Genomic DNA, 19,406 nt, shown 5'->3' with positions numbered 1-19,406 from the left:
ATCACTAACTTTGAAACACTACCTAGCCGCTGCCTATATTACATTGCCTTCCACATCGGTCGTACGCGGCTGGTGCAGTTCATGCCACCTACTCTCAAAGGATCGGATATTGGCCATGTCCTTACCCACCAGATTCGCCAGTTTCCTGACCTCTTTTTCAAAACTGCTTTCAGAACCTACATTGCCTAATTTGTATTCCGGAGAAAACATCATATGGAACAGCGGCGGCCCCTTGTAGTCATCGCTCCTCAGACGCATGCTTGTGGACTCGTGCGGCGGAAGATGGAAGTTGATCCCTTCGCAGTCCCCAAGTTGATCCAACGATTCCAACTTTTCACCTAACCGGAAGATATTCAGGTTTATCTTGATCCATTTGTCGTCCTTCACCATCGTGGCATTGACAAGGTGTAGCTCACCGTTATCTGCCAGCCTGCAAAGCTCATAGGAATAGCCTCGTATATTTGTATCATACTGCCCGAACCACGAGCTTTTGAATGGGGACTTCGCGTAGCCGTTCCTCTCCAGTCCCGGAATTCCATACTCCTTGAAAATAGCATTCCTGGCATCCAAGAGCTCCTTATCCGATTTTTTAAAACTTGTACTCATATTAATCTCTTGTATTTCTTTGAGCTGCTATACCTCCACCTGTACCAACTGTAGCTGTTTTTGCTGCATTGCCCAGACCTTGGCTTGTTGTTCTGTCTATTATAACATTAGCACCTCTATTAATTGCTGTTCTTTGATTTCTGGTTAATCCAGATGTATTAAATTTACTTTCCACCGTCAAACGGCGTCCTGTAAATATGTTTTTCATATCATGGTCAAACAATGCTTTGGCTTGTCTTCCTGTTGGAGTCCTTCCGCCAGTCATAACCTGAGCCTTGCCTTGACTGACATAACCTCGACCTCTGTATTTGATTTCTGTAATGGCTTCTCCTAATTTTCCTTTAGCGCTTCGTGATAAATTATTCGTCGAATTTTTAACGGCATTCCCTACCAATTTACCTCCAGCTCCTAAAACAGCTCCTACGGTTCCATCAACTACAACATCTCTAACGGTTGTTTTTTGTCCCTGAATTGCTCTGCTCGCAGCACCTCCAACGGCATTAGCTCCACCAGAAACACCTGCCGTTACCAATAAACTGGCTCCTCCAGTAAATCCTGCGGCTCCTCCTACAACAGCACCTTGTACCGCGGCACCACCCACAGCTTTCCAATTATCTACTTTACCGTTTTTGTATAATTGGGTTCCTGCTTCTATGGCACCTCCTATAATACCGCCAATCAATGCTCCTGCGGCAGCAGTGGCACAATTAGGACATTCTCCATCTGGATCTACATATTTTACAGGGTTATTGTATGAAAATGCATAAGATGTTAAGTTGAATGAATTAAACCCTCCTCCGTTACTCGATTCTGGCTCATCAAAAAAGTCCTCTTTAAACATTAAAGGATCGACACTTAACCACAAACTAGCTTTCATATCGAGATACCTTGCTCCATAATAGGTTAAGTTTGTTTCTCTATCTAATTCCTTGCCGTTAAACAAATAAGGAGACGAAAACGAAGTTGCATGTTCTTCAAACAAAATCTCACCAAAAGCAATGTATTCTACGTGCTGTGAAATAGAACCATTTTTGGCTGTAATATAGGAAGTACTTCCCAAATGATCAGCATGAAAATAAAAAATATCATTTTCTGGCATTCCGGTTCCTGTAAAACCTTCTCCTGCTTGTACGGTAGTTGGTTCTATTGGAGGGCCAAATTGTACTGGCGGACCTGGAACATCTCCCGGAGCATTAAAAATTGGGTTTCTAGGCCATCCTTCTGGAGGTTCTTGATTTTCTTCTACAGGTTTAAGTACTTCACTTGGATACGGATTCCCTGTAAATTCTGGCGTAGCATAGATTCCTTGCTGTGTTGGAGGTCCTGGTGGTAAACCTAAACTTTTCACATAAGCATCTAACGCCTTTTGCTGTTCTGCACTAAGATTGGTGTAATTTACTCCTCCTGCTGTTAAACCTAACGGCTGGGCAAAAGTTCCGTTACCCAATTTGCTCACAATTCGTCCACTTCCTTCAAAATAATGTTTGGTAAATTTACCTTTTCTTATTACAAAATACGGACTTACATATCCTGTATAATCATCTGTATGTATAATTGTAGCGGCGTTTTCTCCGTTTATCACAACATTTTGAGAATCGGCTGAACTTTTAATTACACGTTCTCCATTACTATCATAAGAAAATTGATAAATTCTTCCATTATCATTAATTCCCATTAGTCGATTTTCCTCGTCCCAAGTCATTTTTCTGAAACTTTGAGTTTCTGTATAACTTGTTGGGTTTCCGTTTCCATCATATAGATATTCGCGAGGATCTTCTTTAGCTGTTTCAGCAATTTTACTCGGCGCATGCGGATGTAATTCGTTATCGTAAGCGTAATCTAGAACATATCCTTTTTGCTCATTATTAACGGTATGCATCAAATCTTTTTTGGTAATATTATGCATTTTATTGTAACTCATATTGAGTTCATAACTGGCTTTGGTAAACTCTCCTTGATAAGAACCTTTTGCCGATTTTAATCTATAATAATCATCATATTGGTATTCTTGAGAAGAGGTTCCTCCTAAGCTGTTGTTTATTATTGGAGCTGTATTTTTAATGCTTAATACATTTCCAACATTATCATAACCATAAGCATTGTTTAAGACCTGTCTTTCTCCGCTTCTTACTTGTAACTGCTGTAATCTTCTCATTACGGCATCATAAGTATAATTCGTTTCGGTGTCGTTACCATATTTCAGGTATTTACGCTGTTCGAATTCATCATAACTTAATTGCTTGATATAATCGTAAGTATGGCTTTCTTTTTTACCTTTCATACTTTGCAGATTTCCAGCGCGGTTATAAGTGTATTCTACTACTTCTCCATCAGGATAAGTCATTTTCTGGATACGATTCCATGTATCGTATTCAAATTGTGAAATATAAGTCTGTACATCTGTAGGCGTAATACGAAGTGTGCGAATTTCTTTTTCTATCTCTCCTAATTTACCAAAGAAAAATTCTTGTCCTCCAGTTGCATCTTGTACAAACCACACTCTTCCTCGTCGAGATGGAGTTCCATCAGCTTTTCCATAATTATATTGTACATTATTCTGTGGATTCTTAGGGTATTTTATAAATTCTAAACGATTATAATTATAGACATATTCTACAGCACCACCATTTGGAACAGTATTTTTTAAATCTTGTGTTATGCGTTTAGTTAAATTTCCTGCCAAATCATATTCCATAGTTGTTGTTCCAGCATCTGGATGTGTATATTCAATACGTTTTCCTACCCAGTCGTAACTCATTTTGGTAATATGATCAATGGCATCCGTTACTTTTACCGTTTCTCCCAGAGCATTAGTTTCAATCTTTGTTACCAAATCATTTTGTACAACGGCTACATTTTGCCCTGCAGCATCTGTATAAGTTGAACTTGTTCTGTTTAAAGCATCTGTCTGTGTTGTATTTAGTACTGACAGTCCATCATGATTGATAATGGTATAAGATGTTGTATTGGTGCTTCCATCTGGCAATGTTACTTTTATTGGACGTCCAACCTCATCATAATCGGTTTTAGTTGGCTCAACATTAGACATTGCTGTACTAAAATTATTATCCATCGTAGTCGTCGTCGTTGGATAGTAGGTGGCTATTGGTCTTTCTAATCCATCATAAATTATACGCCCCGAAACAACGTGAGCTTCCTGATCTGGACTTCCGGACTGTGTAAATAAACTTGCTGTTTTCTTTACCTGCAAAGGTCTTCCTAATCCATCTGTATACGTGTAGGTTTCGATGTCTTTGTCAAGTTCTGGATCATAATTTCTAGTTTTGGCATACGGAACTTCTGCTTCTGGAAAATATTCATAAGCAATCGTGTATGGTCTGCCTGAAGCAATTTCATAAGGGCCTTTTATTGTTGACACACGACCTTTTGTATCCAAAGTATAAATAGTACTTTGATCGTTACGATCTGTTGTTTTAAGAGGCACTCCAAAACGGTAATCGAATTCTACTTTGTTCTGATAACCAAAGGCGTCTTTTATTTCGGTCATGTATTGGTGATTTTCTGAATCAAATACATATTCCAAAGTCATACGCTGTCCTTTATGATTGACAGGACCAGTAATTTTTTCGATATTTCCGTAAGTGTCGTATGCAATGTCAGTAACAGCAATTTTATCTGCTGCACTGTAATTGCTTATCTGAGTTACTTCTGCTGTTGCAGGATTTACCGCCGCGGTTCTTTTACGTCTTAATCCTTCACTTGTGTAAACTTCTAACTGTTTTGCTATACCTCCATAATATGGATTAGTACTTTCATGATATGCTATTTTGGCTGTAACTTTATCATCAGCTGAACCATTTCCTAAATCTTCGTACTGAATGATGTTTCCGTTTGCATCATAAGTATTGAAAATATTCGTTTCTAGATATTCACCTCCTGCTTCGTAAACTTTTTCGTTGGTATGAATTAATCCAGCAAAAACTCTTTTATCGTCACATGATGGTAAATTTAATTCAGATTCCGAAATACTGGCTTGTGTAGCAACATCTACTAAGCTGTATTCATTTTCAGACTCTTTGCGTATTTTGCCATCCTTATCTAAAGTATAGCTGCGCTTTAAAAGATTTTTTCTAAAATAATCGTGATTGTGATATTCTTGAACCGTTGTCGAAAATAATGAATTATCAGACGCATCTATTTCTTCTTCGATTACCTTTTCAAAACCATAAAACTCTCTTTCGCGACGATCATGATAAGCATTTTCATATCTAAATTTAGCTATCGAATTATCAATACCATCTCCAACATGTCCATCAAAAACTGTAACCATTTGTAAAACCCATTTAGCTGTTGGATTTTCGTAACTTGGTTTTATTAGTTCGTAATCTACCGTATAGCTATTTCCTGCGCCATTGGTAACGCCTTTTAGTTTATTAGTCCTTTTGATATTTGATAATTGTGCTGTCAAATGTCCATCTTCTTTTGAAACCACATAATCTAAATTTCCATCACCATCAATATCCATAAAAGTTCCTTCAGAACGGTTTGTGCTCCATCCTTGGCTTCCTCCAAGAGTTGGTGTAATACGAAGCAGCCAAATAACAATGTCTATTGAGAAATTAGCATTCATTCCGTAGCTTACTCCTTTATTCTGATTCATTTCTGAATATTTCGGATAGACAACTGGTGCTGCAAAAGAATTACCTAAGTTTAAGGAAACCTGCATGTTACTTCCTTCATATTTAATTTTATCAGCAAGTCCGTCACCATTAATATCCATAAGAGATTCTTCACTATCAGATTGTGATCTTGCATAATTGGCTCCACCAGAAATAGATCCTTGTTTGATACTAAAACCTAAACCAGCACTCCAATCTGTTGATTTTCCTCCATTCAAACTATTGTGGTTCCATTTTTCTGCCGGTAAAAATCCGTATCCAGTGTTCAAATAAACATCACCAGAATCTGAAATTTTATCTGGAAGTCCATCCCCATTAATATCACTATGAATCATTGCCGCATGATCTTCTCCTTTTCCTTGAGAAGCACTTACCGCAATACTATTACCTCCCTTTTCTGCCTCTTTTGACGCGGTTTCTTTAGCAGCATCTCTTTTTACGTTAGATTTACCAACGGTCATACTAATTGAATTTGATGGAGCTCCGTGGCTGTAGCTTCCTCCAAAATTTGGTCCCTCAGTACTTGTTTTAGAATGGCTGAAGTTATCTCCCATATTGACTACTTCGTTAGAAATTTTCCCAACTGGAGCTGTAAGCTGCACATTTTCTCCACGAATATAATCTGGAAATTTATCTCCATTAAAATCGCTCATTGTTTGTGTTACGTAAGAGTCGCCATCAATTGACTTACTATAACCAACATTGGCAGGTCCAACAGATGCTCCTGCAGAAAGACTTTTACTTTTACTTTCGCTTATCATATCCAGCGCAGAAGTACTGCCGCCAGGCAGATTAGGAAGTGTAAAGTCAGTATACTCCGAAATATCATCTTCTCCCAGTCTTGATGTACCAATTGTTGGTCCTTGTATGTATATTCCTTCCTCTAAACCTTCCCATTTTGCTTTAGTATAAGACGGATTTATTGATACAAAATAACTTTTTGCAACTTCATAGTCAGTTCCTTCATAACTTTCAGGATCTGTATTTCCTAAATCGGGTGTTGTGCTGTAGGCATCTGATTTTTTTAGAAGTGTCTGATCAATAGTATTTGATGCTAAATTTCCATTAATAGCAAATCCACACCATTGACGATAATACAATCCTAAACTTCTTTCATCGTCATTCAAAAGACTATAAATACTGAAATCATCTGTAGCTTGGTTCCATACTGAAGCATTGACTATATCTGTAACTTGAACTTGAATATTTAAGGCATCAGCTTTTGGATAATTTTTAATAATCGTTATAGATCGTGCATTAGAAACTGTCATTTCTAATTGAATTGGAACTCCCAAAACAGCATCCGGATACGTAACGGAATTATCAAATGTATTATTTACCAAACTCAAAATACCTCCTGTAATTTGATAACGATTACGTGCTAATAATGTATTATTTTGTTTAGCAGAAATAATAACATCTCCATCAAAATCATTAATATTACCTGGATATTGAGCAGGAGTTGCGAGTGTCAAATCCTGAGCCAGAATACTTAGTTTTACTTTTCCTGACGAAGTAGAAGTTACACCAGTCATATTATAATTTCCTTCTCGTTTGTTGTAAAACAAATGAGAAACTCCTAAGGGAACTTCTTTTACCAATTCTCCCGGATAAGCAGGAACAGTAACAGTCGGCGGAAAAGAAATTGTCTGCCAATTGATATTGGTTTCTGTCTGTAAGGACAATGATGCCATAGTCTCAGCTTCAAATGCTGGCAGCGTAATTGATGACAAATCGAATGAACTAACCTCATTGGCTAAGAAAGTTTTTTCATAAAGAATAACTGGAATCTGAGACAAATCTAAATATGTTTTTTTGATAACCAGTTTGATGTGATCTGAGGTAACAGGTTTATTTAAAATCCCTTTCAAAACGACATTTCCTGCTACCGGCACTACTCCGCCTTCATTAGAGCTGCTGAAAAAATCGGTACTTGCTTGATAAGTGGCCAAGGAATACGCGTTTACATCTTGTAAAGAAGCTGGAACGGTAAAATCACTTTCGGTCGTATTTCCATTAGTTCCCCTGTCAAAGTGTTTAATCTGCGAATAAGTAATGGTTGGATCCCAGTTTACAGTGTCAAAATTCCCATCTTTAACAGAGCTAACTCTAAAATACAATCGTTCTCCTTTTTCTACAGCAATGGCCGTATTTTGTTTGCTCTTAGTACCGTAATCTGTAGCCGCAATTGCTTCGTTCCAAATTACTGTATTTCCTTTTTGAAAATACAAATGAACCCCATCGGCTTTGTCTTCACCAGCATTATTTACATATTCCTCACGTCTTTTAATTCGTTCTGGAGTAGATTCAGGAACTAATTGATATTGATGTGATACCGAAATTATCCCTTTTACAGGAGCTTCCCACATACGCACAACATCGTGAAGCGGATTTTGTTTTTCTATCTCTTCCAAAGAAATAGTTGTGTAACCTGGAATAGTAATATTTCCTCCTCCAAAAACTGGTGACGGCGTACCCGCACTGCTATTCTTGAAAGTCGGGATTCCATTTTCTAATCGGTTGTAATATACCTGTCCATTACGAACAAAATCAACAAGACCATCTCCATTAAAATCCATGAAATAGGCTTTGGTTTTATTACTGGAACGCTGTTGATCAAAACCAATATTTCCATAAGTCATATTTAAATCGACACCCCAGTTAAACGAACTAGATTTTGAAAATCCTACATCACTGATATTAAGTTCTTGAAGATCTCCAAAAGCCAGCTTTCCAGTTCCGGCCAAGTTTTTTCGATAATAAACACCATTATTATTTTTAAATACTTTATCTGGCAATCCATCTCCGTCTATATCCTCTAAAGTGGCAATAGTTTCAGAATTTCCCCAGTTATTTCCTCCATGACCGCCAATAGTAAATCCTTTTAAACTTCCGGCATTAGTAGCAAACCCCAGACCCAGCCTATAACTTACTCCTGTTGTAGATCCTTCTGTACTGCTTACCAGAGAATGTTTTCCCGAAAACAAAGCATTAGTAAAAGACGGAATAGAGTTGTTTTTTAAATTGTCACTTGGTACACTCCAACTTTCTTCAGGTCCAAACGGATTGTATTTTCCTGAAGCATCACGAACATCATCAAAGTAGTCTAATTTATTGGTGTAAAACAACTTGGCCTCTGTATCATATTCTGAAACCGATTCTAACAAAGTCTTTTTAAAAGCTCCTTCTTTGTATTGCAGTTCATAACTGCGAATCATGTCGTTTTTGTAACGCACTTCAATTTTTCGTAATAATTGATTGTTTAACTGCTTAAAACCTAATCTTGCTGAAAGCTGTACATCCTGACGATTCGGTTCGCCTAAATCACCATTTTTTACAAACGTAACATTGTAATTTCCTTTTTGAGAACCGAAACCTGTATAATATATTTTTTTAAGATAAATACCTCCATCTCTTTTGTCATACTCGTATTCTACTGTATTTCCGTTCAAATCAACTTGAAGACAAAGTGCCCAATACCCAATGTTTCCGTTCGCGTCTTGAAGCACACCATTTACTGAAAGTCCAGACATTGTACCTCCATAATAACTAGCATTTCCGCTTTTATCTTTTACTACCCAATAATAATCTTTTGGTGATGCTCCTTTACGAATGATCTGCTGGAAAGCACCTTCGCGTCTTGGAAAGAACTGTTTATCTGGTGTTCTTCCAATCCATTCTACCCTGTGTGAATTTGGTATTAAAGCTTCTCCGCTAATAGTATAACTTTCTGTTTCGTTTGCTGCATCATATCGTGGTGCTCCCCAGCGCGTTTCAATACTTACTGAAGGAACAGAGACATCCCAGCCCATTCCAGCCCAACTATGGGCGCCATCACTATCATACTGTAATTTTAAAGAAGGCTGCATTCCTCCTCTTCCATTTGGAACGACAATAGGAAAAGAAGTACTTGCAGTTCCTCGTGCGTTTGGAGTTGGCGGTTCTATAGATTGAATTCCAACCAGCGGACTAGCTGCTTTTAAATCTTTTATGCTTGTTGGTGTATAACCAGAAGTTTCTGGAGATTCCGGCATTTTTACAATTCCTGCAATAAAATCGGTAAAATGTGTTGTTTTTGCTGTAATTAATCCCTGTTTAATGTCTAACGAATCTTTGCTGACTTCCTGCCAAAGACGTTTGTTTTCATCAAAATAAAATACATTTATATCCTTTTCTGTATATCCTTCTGGAATTGCCTTTTTGCTGTAAGGAAGTGAAAGTGTTGCTGCTTTTTCAAAAATGGTTCCATGAGGCAGTAATCTAAATCCTGCATTCCCATTAGTAACATTCACCATTGAAGCGTTTAAAGGTGCAATATCTATTTTTCTTAAACCACTTACCGAAATGGTAAGATTGTTTTTTAAGGCACCAACTGGAAATACTGCAGAAAAGTTTTTGTACTCTAAATTATTGGCTGTCTCAAAATTAATATTCTTAAAAACACGTTCTTTGGCATTTTCAATTGGTCTAAAACTTTCTACTTTTAAAAACTGATTTAATTCTATTTTTTCTTTTAAAATTAGACCTGTCACAGTCTCTTTTAGCACAGGAATAAATTGAGTAGTATTTTCTGCATCTAAAACCAATTCAAATTCTGGCTGATTTACATCTATAGAAATTCCTGCAATGGTAAGTTTCTTTATTTTGGATGGAAAATTTGTCCCTTTTATGTACAATTTATTTGCTGCTTTCAGAAGTTTAAAATTATTTTCTTCTGGAACATTTTTATATACTATTCGTACGTTTTTAATTTTATATCCATTTGAAACTCCTTCTGGCGCTGTAAACAATAAAACGTTATCACCAGTTCGAAGAGAATTCTCAGATAATAATTCGGCTTGTTTGGTCCAGGCTTTATTTTGCGATAAAAATTGTCCTCCAATACTTGGTTCATTGTTTAGACTTCTTGAGATCGATGCTGTCTCATCGTAACCAAACAAATCATATTCCAGATAGACGTTTTCATCAGCTTGCGGTAATTCATCAATTTTAAGATGAAAAACATTATCATAAGCATCATCAACTTCATCAAGGCTGTTGATTCCTATAATTCCTTGTTCAATATCAGCAGAAAATAATTTTGTGCCTTCACTTTCATTCTTTACCTCAATAGCTGCATCTGATTTTGATTCTGAAATCGCGGATTCTTTTTCTGAAAACTTATCCGTAATAAAAGAAGGAATTTTATAATCACCTAAATTGGAAGCAAACAAAAATGTACCTATTAAAAATAGCAGGAATATAATTTTCTTTTTCATAGAGCTGGTTAATCGATTACTAATAATCGGTTTATATTATATTTCGTTCTGCAGGAAGAACTTTTCTTCGACTGTAGAATTATTTCACAATAACTTTAAAGGCTTTAGTGCTAAAATCTGATTTTACCTGTACCAGATACATTCCAGAAGGTGCTGTGATAGTATCTTCATGCAGATAAGTTTCGATCTGGCTGTATTTTTTTTCTTTTAAAAGTGATCCTGTCAAAGAATAAATACTGATTGTGGCATTTGTCTTTTTAGGAAACTGCATTGCAAGAGCAAATTTACCGTCGGGTGTAGGATTTGGATATAAGATCAAAACACTGCGATCTGTAATTTCCTGACCGTCTGTTAGCACACTAATTTTCTTAGACGTTTTACATTCTTGATCATTTATCAATCTCAGCTCGTAATCGCCGGCTTGATCTATTAGAATTTTTGGATTATCATCAACAAAATTACCTTCGTAAAACCATTCATATTGATAATTTCCCGTTGGAAGATCCTTACTTGCATCCAAAAGCACCGCATTACCATCTGTCAATAAATACTCCGATTTCAGGTTAGGAAAAGTTCCTTCTTTATCGGCAACAAATACAGTTTCAGCATACAGATTTCCTCTTTTATCTTTTACGATATAATCATAAGTTCCCGAAGAAAGCTGCACTCCACTCTGACTTTTTGCCGCCTGATTCCATTGTTTTACAACGGCTTCACTTCCCTCTTTTTTAACAGTAACAGTAAAAGGTGCTTCACCTCCTTCAATAGTATAATTTAATTCACCTGAACCTGTTACACCACAAATGGCTTCTGTAATCCAGACTCTGCTGAACATTTCTGGTGCTACTTTTAAAGTAAATTTTGCTGTTCCAGATTTATGTTTGTTCCAATCAAAATCATTTAAAACTAATTTCTCTGTACTGGCAGTACTAGCCAAACGTATATATTCTGAATCATTCTCATCATAAGTTCCTTTTCCCGAATAATCAACCAATAACCAGTAATAAGTATCTTTAGGCAGCGTTCCTTTTATAAAAGATGGGTTAAAAGACCAGTCTAAACTCAAATCTGATGGATTTGTAAAATCCAATTGCCATTCTCTCGAAACACCAATCGGCTCTCCTTGTTCTTGTTTTTTAACTAGAAGATTTTTGCCATTATCACTCCAAAAAGTAAAGTAATTATTAGGAATCGTATTTGTTTTACTTTTCATTTCGATTGTCAAAAGCCCTTCTTCTGCCATATTACTGCTCTTTACTTGCAGCAATCCGCTGGCATCATCACGACCAACTGCGGTTATAGAAGATGTAAATCCTTTATGTTTATCGACATCCCAAATAGTTTCTCCTTTACTGTTTAAATAGTTTTTATTATCAAACTGGGAAAGTGAAATCCCGTATTTTACAGCCAAATAACTTGCTGCTTTTTGAGTTTCTAAACCATTTAAAACACGGTTGTAAACCAGAATCTCGCTTATGCTTCCTTTAAAATCTTCTGGCGGTAGTTTTTCTGATTTTGATTTCTGGCCAATAATAAGCGATGACAACTTTGCAACACTATCAGTAACATGCTGCTGAAAGAAATGAATATTGGCTTTATGGGGTTTGATTTTTTCCTGATAGGACTGGTAAGAATATTTCTTTAAATCGACCAATCTTTTATTTGTTGCCGTAGCTATTATTTTTTGAGGATCATTTATGGTCCATAAAAACTGTTCCTTTAAACTGTCTTTTACTTTATACACCATAAAAAGGGTATGACGTCTTTTGCTGTTAACGCCTAACGGAACAATTAATGAATCATGGGCAGTATCAAAAACAATACTTGGATTAAAATTAAAAACAGCTCCATCTTGTTTTTGAAGAGATACTTTTGCTTCTTTATTGTCTACAAGACTCTCCCAGTAATAACTTTCGCCTGCACTTTTAGATTTTAACCAAAAAAAAGGTTCTGAAACAGCTCCAGGCAGTACTTTTTGCTGCGAGAATGTCAAACTTACAGTAAATACTGTGATTAAAATTACCAGTAAAAAAATCTTTTTATTCATAGTAAAACTGATTGTTGCGATGCTGTTTTTCTAAAAATTCCCTAAATCATCAAAGTCAAAAGAGTAACCTATAATCAATGAAATACTATTGACTTTGTTTTTGTTTTCGCTGTAGCGATGTCCATTTTCTTCCGTCATTAAAGCATCCGAAAGTCCAATGGTATATCGTGCTCCAATAGAAAAGTTAGAGCTAAATTCGTATCCTGCTGCAAGCATTCCGTAGAAGTAATTTTTGCCGCTCAAAGATTCTCTCAGTACTTTTTGAACATTTGCATCTGTTTCAAAAGGAACTCCTGATTCAGCAAATATTTCCTGTGCATTTGATGAATATTTGATATTATCACCCGAGATATTAAATCCGACATATGGACCCGCTCCAATGTAAAATCCCTTGTAAGGATAAAACTTAAGCTGTGCCCCCACATTAATATAGTTGAAAGCAAAAGTCATTTTATATTTCAGTCCTTTGATATCTTCATAATTCAAATCTGTTGACTGACCAGAATAAGAAACCTCAGTTTGAATTGCCAATTTTGCATAAGGATATTTCCAGTTAATGAAAAAACCGCCAACTCCTCCAAATTTTCCTTCCTCTTTTAAAGTGTAACCGTCGTAAATACCTTTTGGTACAATAACGTCTGGAAGATTGGACATTTTCGAATAAATACCTCCCGCAAAAAGGCCGTATGTAATTTCTCTCTCGCTTTGCGCGAAAACAGATTTTGTGCTTATCAATAAAAACAGAAGAATAATTTTTTTCATTATTTTTTAATTACCATTTATGAAAACTATAGCCTACAGAAAAACAAAAAACACTGCTTTTGTTTTGGTTCTCTATAAACTGAAAAGAAGATGCATTACTTTTAACCATATCTTTTACACCCAGATAATAGCGAAAATCGAAGTGAATACTTTTATGAAGCTCATAACCCAATGCAAAACAAAGCGCAAAATCATCAGCACCATCAAGACCATCTTTGTAGAACTGTCTTGTTGCTACATCATACATTCCGTCCGCTTCATTAGAAGAATAACTAATATCATTAGGAGATAAATTGATTCCGTAGAAAGCTCCAAATCCTAAATTTAAACCTTCGTAAGGATAAACTTTGTATAAAGCCCCTATTTCTAAATAAGCATAATTAAGTCCGAGTTCAAATTCTTTCCCAACAACATCTCGATATTTCACGGTTTCTCCAGACTGTCTGAATAAGATTTCAGGCTGTATAGCAACACGAGTATCATACAGTTTACAGTTAAGAAAAAATCCCGTTTCAAGACCATATTTGCCTTTGCTTTCCAGAGTACTGTTGTCAAAAGTATTATCACGGCCTTTTATCGTTTCAGGCAGATTACTAAAGGAGGAATGAATACCACCCACTTTTAATCCGTAGGTAATATTGGTTTCATTTTGACTATAAAGGCTTATGTTAAAAAAACAACTGAATATTATTAAGTGGAATATTACTTTCATTAAAAAAATTTTTACGAATATAAATATTAAATATAGTTTTGACCAACAAAAAGCCGACAAAACAGGCGATAAATCCGACAATATACCTGATTTCATGTAGTAAATAATTTGAAGATTACTTCTATATTTGCTTGATTCATAGAAAAATCACTCTACATATTTCTTTCATAAATTAAAAAGATCATGAAACATCCTATTTTTTTTCTGTTTATTTTGATGTTGTTTAGTAGTACTCTACAGGCAAAATACCTTAGAGCAACTTTATTTATGGAAAATGGGGTTATCAAAAAAGGCTTGGCAGAAAAAGTACAAAGCACTGATTCAAAAGTTAATTTCAAAACTGATGATAGAAGTAAAATAGAAAAAATAGCAAGCAGAGAAATCAAAAGAATTGAGTTTGAAGATGCTGATGGTACCACCTATATAGCTGAAAATTTATATGCTGTAACAGCAAACATTTTAAGTGGAAAGTTTTCGAGATCAAGTAAAAAAAAGTGGTTTTACATGATCTATGATAAAAATGCAAGAATCGGTTATATTACAGAAACAGGTAGTAACAGGCCCAATGCAGGAGGAACCAGCAGAGTGATTACTTATGGAAATACTGCTTATTTTTTTGGAAAGAAAGACAGTGAAGAACTCGTTTTTGGTTATTCAGAATCCAGCGGCAGTAATCTGGCTGTAGGCACCGATTCATTAATCCGTAAAATGGCCGCTGAAGCTTTTGGAGACTGCCCGCAGATAATGGACGCCATACAAAAAACAGATTTCAGCCAAACGCAAGCAATCGATCAGCTCAAAGCGATTTTTGAACACAATACCTGCCCATGATCCTATCCATAATGAGCGGAAATCCAGCAGGTCTGGAACCAGGGTACAAACCCTCTGTGTTTTGAAATCACAGCCGCTGAAAAGATATTTCGCAAGTCAAAACCGGCGATGAATATCCTATAATTTTTTGTATCTTTAAATTAGTAGTTGTTTTAGATAATTTTCTCCCGACGCAGGTCTTTCCATAGTTAAATGGTCCGAAGTAAAATTAAATCTAAAAATTATGAAAATCGGGATTATAGGATCGGTATGTTCAGCCTGAACGCAGGTTGGAAAATTAAAAATCCAGCTGATTCATGGTCTAACAAGCTTAGGTTCGAATCTTATACATTTTGTCAACACTATTTCAAATTATTACTAAAAACTGAAAACCGAAACATCAAATGGATTCAGCCTTTTAGCCCCGATAGCAGTGGAAATACTTATGTGCCGCTGTTCGGCACGCAAGATTGCAACGCATAGCGGGAAAAGCTCAAAAAAAAAGACTAAAAAACTAATATCTCATTGCGTATTGGAAATTGCATTTGTCTTCGATCTACCCTACAGCTAAAACAATAAAGACTAACTAACATCATTGAACCAAAAAATAAAATCTGATATTGATTAGAAAAAGACTGAAATTCTATTTATCCTCCCGGGGATTCACCGATAAGACTGGCCGTTAAAGTGCTTTTAAACTGTTTTCTTTATGGTGATTTTACAATTATTATTTATATTTTTTACAAGAACCTTATAATGCATAACTTAGTATATAAACTTTTTTAAATACCTGAATTATTTTAAGATCGTTTAGGAAGTTATTGCTCTAATTAAATTAATATTACTAAAATTATAATAAAATGAAGTTAACTGTTTGTCTGGCTGCATTTCTATTTCTAACATTGAGTGCATGCAAATCATCAGATGCGGCCGATTTTAAGAAGTCGCTCGATCGGTCGGAACGAAGAGCTTTTGAGATTATCGTTGGAAAAGAAGGTCCGGGCGAAAAAAAGCTGCAATCTCTGGAGAAAGAAGATTATAAAGGCGCTTTAACGGCTGTGAAACAGCAGACCTTAGAGTTTGATATACTCATTTCCGATATCAGTAAGCTTTCTGCTGACGGCATCCCGAAAGGAGAATCGCTTAAAACCGCCTACCTTGAATATTACGAGTCCCTTAAAGAACTTCATGCATTCGACAGCAAAGAAATAGAGCAGCAGGCGGTTATGCGAACATTAAAAGACAACGAACTGAAAAATGGACATAATGCCCTTATTGCTCTGGCACGGAAGAAAAAAAAACTCTATGCCGCGGTGTATGAAAAGGAAGCCCTTCTTCATACTGCCGCCGAAAGCTTCAAAACTTCAAATGGTTTTTGATGCAGCTTTTCCTCCGCGTTTAATCCGGCTTTTGGCTCCCAGCCTGCTGATGAAATTGATACCGAAAAGCTAAAAAAGAAAAAGCATTTTATGCTGGTAAACCTGAAATTCATTAAAAAATCAAATCACAGTTTATTGTCGGTAACCGTTTTAGTCTTATCTACATGTGTATAATAAACAGCCATACCTGTAAAAAGCAGTCCGCCTATTATATTGCCGGCAGTAACGATAAACTGGTTGTACAGCCACCAGTCAGAAATGCTAACTTTAGCTCCAAACATCATACCTGCAGGAATCACAAACATATTGACAACCGCATGTTCGTATCCCAATGCAAAAAAAATAAAAATAGGAATGCCCGCCGCCAGTATTTTGCCTAATGTTGACTTTGAAGTCATTGACATAATGACCCCCATGCAGACCATCCAATTGCAGAGAACAGCCTTCACGAAAGCAGAAAACAATCCCGGCATTCCGTGGCCGGCATAGCCAATAGTTTTTTTCTCACTGATTTTTATTATCGCCTGTTCAATTAAACCCAAATCTTTTATCTGCCCGGTCTCTGTACTTGCCGCCCAGAATAAAACTGCAAACAGCAGGCTCCCAAGCAAATTACCTATAAATACCCAGCTCAGATTTTTAATCATTCTAAAACCTGAAATTTTACCCTCAAGCCAGGCTAACGGCACCAGTGAAAAACTCCCGGTTACTAATTCAAGCCCCAGGATAACGATTATTACAAATCCAACAGGAAATACAAAAGCTCCTATGAGACTTAATGAAGTCTGGGCAGTTGCCATCAAAGCAAGAGCCACGGAAATTGCCAGCAGAGCTCCCGACAGAGCTCCTCTTATCAGTAAATCTTTTATACTCAATTGGGATTTGCTCACTGCAGCGGCCATCATGTTTTCTGCAACCTCATGGGGTCTGATATAGTCCATCATAATTTAAAGATTTAGATTAGATTAATGCTTTCAAAAAAAAATATACGTACAAATATAAGTACAAATACTTAATTAATACGTATTTTTTTTTAAAAAGTTGTTTTAAAAAAATAGAGCATTAAAATGTAATGGATCGTATTTAAGTTGCAGTTGGGTACTATCTAAAATTAAAAAACCCCAATAATAAATTGTTAGGATTTTGAACGGGATGTCTCTGTCATAAAAAACTATGACAGGATACATGACCAATTCACTTATTAAATTGGCGTACTTTTTTAAATCCCTATTCTTTTCCCATAAATCAGTTTCCCAATTGGCAAGCTGAAAAACAAGTCAATTTTCAACTTCATCCAAACAACAATATCATAGGAAAGAGAAATAAACCAATTTTTAGCTCCAATGGAACAACAATTAATTATTTCATAAGGCCAAAGAAAGACAATCCCGCCACAACTTAAAACAATCTTTACAAATCCTCCATAATATTTGTAGAATTGTATGTTAGTTTACTGGTATAAACCAATTGAGTTTTTATAATTTTTTGCATCAATCCCCAACAAGACATCTAAACCAAATTTACATAGCCAATGGAAGACAGACACTACATATAGAAAGCCAATTTCTTCAAATCATCCAAAAATGATGTTGTAATTTGTCCTGTCGCCGTCACAAAAAGAGACAACTATATAATAGTTGTCTCTTTTTTTATGCACAAACACTTAGATTTTTCGGATCAATACAAAAACCTGTGGATTGATAAAATTTAAGCATAATTTTCAAGCCTTCAAAGTCTAATATTTGTGGTTCGATTTTTTTACAAGAAATTCTTAGTTTATTTGAAATAAACAGTCTTTTAAGTGGCTTTATTAAAGATTTAATCGAAGCTGAATAATGGTTCGAAATCTCGTTAAGGATATACGATTTTTTTTCTTGTGGTTTATTGTAATTATTTGATATTAAATATGTTGTTCAGCTGACGTTAAAAATTGATTTATTTCTATGATACTGCTTCTGGCGTATCATTTGCCCAAATAAAAATGATAAGAGAAATTGATGGAAAAAATGTCTTGACAGACTACAGCGTTAGATATGATGATAAATACATACTTCAAAACGACAAATGGCTTATAAACTATCGTGAAGGTCATTTCATTATTATTGAAGAAAGGTTATTAACTTTGTAACATGTAATTGAGGCTTGCAATTTATGCAAGCCTCAATTTTTCTTAAATAAGAGATTAGTTTAAGTCATTCATAAACACTTAATAAATTTGAATTTATTAATTTTGTTCTTATGGAAAAGAAAATAGTACGCAGTATTTCTGAGTTTAATAACGAACTTAAACTAAAAGGCTTTAAAGCCTTTCAGATTGAAGACGATAGTAATGCAACCCGAACTTACAGCAGGAAAGAATTTTTTAAAATCTGCCTTACTACTGGCCATAGTAAAATACACTATGCAGATAAAAGTTTTGATCAAGACGGAACTATTTTATTTTTTGGCAATCCTAATATTCCTTATTCATGGGAAACGATTTCTACAAAGTACATCGGCTATACCATACTTTTTTCTGAAGATTTTTTAAAAAACTCCGAACGATCAGAAAGTCTTCATCAATCTCCTTTCTTTAAAATTGGCGGCACTCCTGTACTACAAATCTCCGAAGAACAAAGACTTTTTCTAAATGGTCTTTTTCAGAAAATGATTGATGAACAGCAAAGTGATTATATATACAAAGATGAATTAATACGTAATTATATTAATTTAATAATCCACGAATCGTTGAAGTTGCAGCCTTCAGAAAATTATAATGTTGGTAAAAACGGAACTGCCCGAATTGCCTCGATATTTTTGGAACTGCTCGAAAGACAATTTCCAATTGAAAACGCTGATAATCCGTTAAAGCTTACAACTGCACAACATTATGCCGAAAATCTTCATATCCATGTCAATTATTTAAATCGCGCTGTTAAAGAAATTACTGGAAAATCGACAACAACTCATATTACTGAAAGAATTACTGCAGAGGCAAAAGCCCTTTTGCAACATACAGATTGGAATATTGCCGAAATAGGATATGCATTAGGTTTTGCTTACCCGACCTATTTTAATAATTTTTTCAAAAAACATACTGGAACCAATCCTAAATCACTACGAAACATCGAAGTTTGATATTCTTAATTTTTAGTTTGATATTCTTTAACGGCACCATCTGGTGCCGTTTTACTTTTGTACTGTAATCTAAAA

Annotated in this window: 9 protein-coding genes; 3 read left to right on the top strand and 6 right to left on the bottom strand. The window is 35.6% G+C overall.

Features of this window, described 5'->3' with window-relative positions:
* Positions 1-33 precede the first annotated feature (33 nt).
* From ACFS3A_RS09510 to ACFS3A_RS09490, 5 genes are all read right to left on the bottom strand, one after another.
* On the bottom strand, positions 34-606 hold the full coding sequence (locus ACFS3A_RS09510) for a hypothetical protein (RefSeq protein WP_379825183.1): 573 nt from the start codon (positions 604-606) through the stop codon (positions 34-36).
* 1 nt (position 607) lies between these two features.
* On the bottom strand, positions 608-10,504 hold the full coding sequence (locus ACFS3A_RS09505) for a SpvB/TcaC N-terminal domain-containing protein (protein ID WP_379825182.1): 9,897 nt from the start codon (positions 10,502-10,504) through the stop codon (positions 608-610).
* 79 nt (positions 10,505-10,583) lie between these two features.
* Complete coding sequence (locus tag ACFS3A_RS09500) at positions 10,584-12,551, bottom strand: T9SS type A sorting domain-containing protein (RefSeq protein ID WP_379825181.1); 1,968 nt, start codon at positions 12,549-12,551, stop codon at positions 10,584-10,586.
* 30 nt (positions 12,552-12,581) lie between these two features.
* A complete protein-coding gene (locus tag ACFS3A_RS09495) occupies positions 12,582-13,313 on the bottom strand; it encodes an outer membrane beta-barrel protein (RefSeq protein ID WP_379825179.1) in 732 nt (243 codons plus the stop codon).
* Positions 13,314-13,323: 10 nt separating this feature from the next.
* A complete protein-coding gene (locus ACFS3A_RS09490) occupies positions 13,324-14,025 on the bottom strand; it encodes an outer membrane beta-barrel protein (protein WP_379825178.1) in 702 nt (233 codons plus the stop codon).
* A gap of 183 nt (positions 14,026-14,208) precedes the next feature.
* Here ACFS3A_RS09490 and ACFS3A_RS09485 point away from each other — a divergent pair, with 183 nt between their 5' ends.
* Together ACFS3A_RS09485 and ACFS3A_RS09480 are read left to right on the top strand one after the other, a co-directional pair.
* On the top strand, positions 14,209-14,856 hold the full coding sequence (locus ACFS3A_RS09485; RefSeq protein ID WP_379825177.1) for a hypothetical protein: 648 nt from the start codon (positions 14,209-14,211) through the stop codon (positions 14,854-14,856).
* 839 nt (positions 14,857-15,695) lie between these two features.
* Positions 15,696-16,214, top strand: coding sequence for a hypothetical protein (locus ACFS3A_RS09480; protein ID WP_379825176.1), 519 nt, complete (start codon positions 15,696-15,698; stop codon positions 16,212-16,214).
* A 125-nt stretch (positions 16,215-16,339) separates the two neighbouring features.
* On the opposite strand, the gene ACFS3A_RS09475 is transcribed toward ACFS3A_RS09480, so the two are convergent.
* Positions 16,340-17,158 carry a formate/nitrite transporter family protein gene (locus tag ACFS3A_RS09475; protein ID WP_379825175.1) on the bottom strand — a complete coding sequence of 273 codons (819 nt, stop codon included), beginning with the start codon at positions 17,156-17,158 and terminating at the stop codon, positions 16,340-16,342.
* A gap of 1,294 nt (positions 17,159-18,452) precedes the next feature.
* Between ACFS3A_RS09475 and ACFS3A_RS09470 the strand changes: the two genes are divergently transcribed.
* Positions 18,453-19,331: a helix-turn-helix domain-containing protein gene (locus ACFS3A_RS09470; protein ID WP_379825174.1), complete on the top strand. Its 879-nt coding sequence runs from the start codon at positions 18,453-18,455 to the stop codon at positions 19,329-19,331.
* Positions 19,332-19,406: the final 75 nt, after the last annotated feature.

Source organism: Flavobacterium notoginsengisoli (assembly GCF_042686225.1).
In the GTDB taxonomy this organism is placed as follows: Bacteria; Bacteroidota; Bacteroidia; order Flavobacteriales; family Flavobacteriaceae; genus Flavobacterium; species Flavobacterium notoginsengisoli.
Note: the sequence above shows the minus strand (reverse complement) of the source record. Positions and strands in the feature narration are given on the sequence as shown.

Excerpts from the sequence above, each read along its gene's own strand:
- ACFS3A_RS09480 (WP_379825176.1), top strand. The coding sequence starts at position 15,696 with ATGAAGTTAACTGTTTGTCTGGCTGCATTTCTATTTCTAACATTGAGT.
- ACFS3A_RS09500 (WP_379825181.1), bottom strand. The coding sequence starts at position 12,551 with ATGAATAAAAAGATTTTTTTACTGGTAATTTTAATCACAGTATTTACT.
- ACFS3A_RS09470 (WP_379825174.1), top strand. The coding sequence starts at position 18,453 with ATGGAAAAGAAAATAGTACGCAGTATTTCTGAGTTTAATAACGAACTT.
- ACFS3A_RS09510 (WP_379825183.1), bottom strand. The coding sequence starts at position 606 with ATGAGTACAAGTTTTAAAAAATCGGATAAGGAGCTCTTGGATGCCAGG.
- ACFS3A_RS09490 (WP_379825178.1), bottom strand. The coding sequence starts at position 14,025 with ATGAAAGTAATATTCCACTTAATAATATTCAGTTGTTTTTTTAACATA.
- ACFS3A_RS09495 (WP_379825179.1), bottom strand. The coding sequence starts at position 13,313 with ATGAAAAAAATTATTCTTCTGTTTTTATTGATAAGCACAAAATCTGTT.
- ACFS3A_RS09505 (WP_379825182.1), bottom strand. The coding sequence starts at position 10,504 with ATGAAAAAGAAAATTATATTCCTGCTATTTTTAATAGGTACATTTTTG.
- ACFS3A_RS09475 (WP_379825175.1), bottom strand. The coding sequence starts at position 17,158 with ATGATGGACTATATCAGACCCCATGAGGTTGCAGAAAACATGATGGCC.
- ACFS3A_RS09485 (WP_379825177.1), top strand. The coding sequence starts at position 14,209 with ATGAAACATCCTATTTTTTTTCTGTTTATTTTGATGTTGTTTAGTAGT.